The following is a 2,053-nucleotide window of genomic DNA, read 5'->3' on the forward strand; positions in this document are numbered from 1 at the left end:
CTGATGCTGGCGGCGGATCGCCTGCTGCCCGCCGATCTGACCGGGGCGATCCTGCGCGGCGCGGACCTGACAGGGGCGGACCTGCGCCGGGCCGTGATGGTCGACGCCGACCTGAGCCGGGCGACCCTGCACGGCGCCCAGACCAAGCAGGCCGACTTCACTGGCGCCCAGACGAGCGGCGCGCGCGGGCTGGACCCGGCGGACCTGCACGCGGCCTAGGGAAGGCGCACGAAAAAGGGGCGACGCGAACGCCGCCCCTTCGACTTTTCAGTCAGGCGTGAGGCCTTTTAGGCCGCCTTTTTGGCCTTGGTCTCGACCTTGCCTTCGATCAGCGGCGAGCCGGTGGCGATCTCGATGCTGCGGGGCTTGAGGGCCTCGGGCAGTTCACGCTTCAGCTCGACGGTCAGCAGGCCGTTGGCCAGGGCTGCGCCCTTGACCACCACATAGTCGGCCAGCTGGAACCGGCGCTCGAAGTCGCGCTCGGCCAGGCCGCGATGCAGATAGGTCTTCTGGGGGGCGCCGTCGTCGTTGGCCGCCTTCTTGCCGGTGACGGTCAGGAGGTTCTCCTTCGCCTCGATGTTCAGCTCATCGGCCGAGAAACCGGCGACGGCGATCTCGATGCGATAGGCGTCCTCGCCGGTCGTCTCGATGTTGTAGGGGGGCCAGCCGTTCTCCTGGCTGGAGCGCGCGGCGCTTTCCAGCTGACGGGCCAGGCGGTCGAAACCGACGGCGGAACGGTACAGCGGCGAGAAATCATAGGTACGCATGGGTCATCCTTCTGACATTCAGCAAGGTTGAGCCGCCCGGCGATTTGGCCCCGGACGACGGAGGGTTTCAGCCCCGCCGGTCCGAAATCGGCCCCGTCAGGTCTGGAGAGCCCGGGATCGGCGCTCTCGGATGAAGAGGTAGGAGGCCGTTTTCCGAGCGCAAGGGGCGCGCGAAATCGTCGCTTTCGGCCTCTGCGCCTTGCCGTGGCCGCGAAGCGCCGTAAGGGTTTACCTTCCTCGTCCAGGATCGACCGGAGCTTTCCATGCGAAACATCGTCCTCAGCGTCGTTGCGGCGTCCCTGCTCGCCGCGCCTGTGATGGCCCAGTCGACGCCGCCGCCGGACGTCGCGCCTCTGCTGCACCGCCAGGGCCTGTCGATGGAGATGCCGAGCTTCTCCGAGGATGCCGCGTTGCAGGCCGCCGTGGTCGCGACGACCCGGCCCGAGGCCGACCGCGCCCGCGACGGTGAACGCCATCCGTTCGAGACCCTGACCTTCTGGGGTCTGCAACCCGGTCTGACGGTGGTGGAGATCGAGCCGGGCCGCGCCGGCTGGTGGCGCAATATTCTGGAGCCCTATGCGGCGGCGACCGGCGGGCGCTACGTCCCGATCAATCGCCCGACCGAGGGCATGGGCGTCGCGGACGGGACGGCGGACATGGTCGTGGTGGCCCGCGCCTTCCACAACTGGTCGCGCGACGGCCGGGCCGAGCCCTATCTGGCGGCCTTCTTCACGGCGCTGAAGCCCGGCGGGGTGCTGGCGGTCGAACAGCACCGCGCGGCCGAGGGGCTGAACGTCGCCGAGACGGCGCCGAACGGCTATGTGCCCGAGAGCTGGGTCATCCACGCCGCCCGCCGCGCCGGCTTCGAGCTGGAGGCCCGCAGCGAGCTGAACGCCAATCCCAAGGATGGTCGCGACCACCCGTTTGGGGTGTGGACGCTGAAGCCCACGCGCACCTCGGAACGTGACGGCAGGGCGCTGACGGCGGAGGAGCGGACGGCGCTGGACGCCATCGGCGAAAGCGACCGCATGACCCTGCGTTTCCGCAAGCCTCACGCTGCGGACTGACGGCCCGATGACAATGCAGTGCGTGGTTTTGACGCTGGCGCAGAAGCGCCTTAAGCCCCAAGCGAAGACATCCGGCGGCGAGAGGAAGCGCGCATGACAGAACGATCGACACGACGATCCGTCCTGACCGGCGCGAGCGCCCTGGCCCTGGTCGCGCCGCTGTTCGGCCTGACCGCCTGCGACCGCAAGAAGGAGGCGCCGGCGCCGAGCGCGCCCGAC

3 protein-coding genes are annotated in these 2,053 nt (G+C 69.4%); 2 read left to right on the forward strand and 1 reads right to left on the reverse strand.

Annotated elements, in window-relative coordinates:
* Nucleotides 1-219 (forward strand): pentapeptide repeat-containing protein (locus RT567_RS16215; RefSeq protein WP_313577236.1); only part of this gene is annotated, 219 nt, incomplete at its 5' end.
* A gap of 68 nt (nt 220-287) precedes the next feature.
* Here the strand turns inward: RT567_RS16215 and RT567_RS16220 are convergent.
* Nucleotides 288-767, reverse strand: coding sequence for an Hsp20 family protein (locus RT567_RS16220; protein WP_313577237.1), 480 nt, complete (start codon nt 765-767; stop codon nt 288-290).
* 263 nt (nt 768-1,030) lie between these two features.
* Here RT567_RS16220 and RT567_RS16225 point away from each other — a divergent pair, with 263 nt between their 5' ends.
* A complete protein-coding gene (locus RT567_RS16225) occupies nt 1,031-1,834 on the forward strand; it encodes a methyltransferase (protein WP_313577238.1) in 804 nt (267 codons plus the stop codon).
* The last annotated feature ends 219 nt before the right edge of the window (nt 1,835-2,053 follow it).

The organism is Brevundimonas sp., from assembly GCF_032107865.1.
In the GTDB taxonomy this organism is placed as follows: domain Bacteria; phylum Pseudomonadota; class Alphaproteobacteria; order Caulobacterales; family Caulobacteraceae; genus Brevundimonas.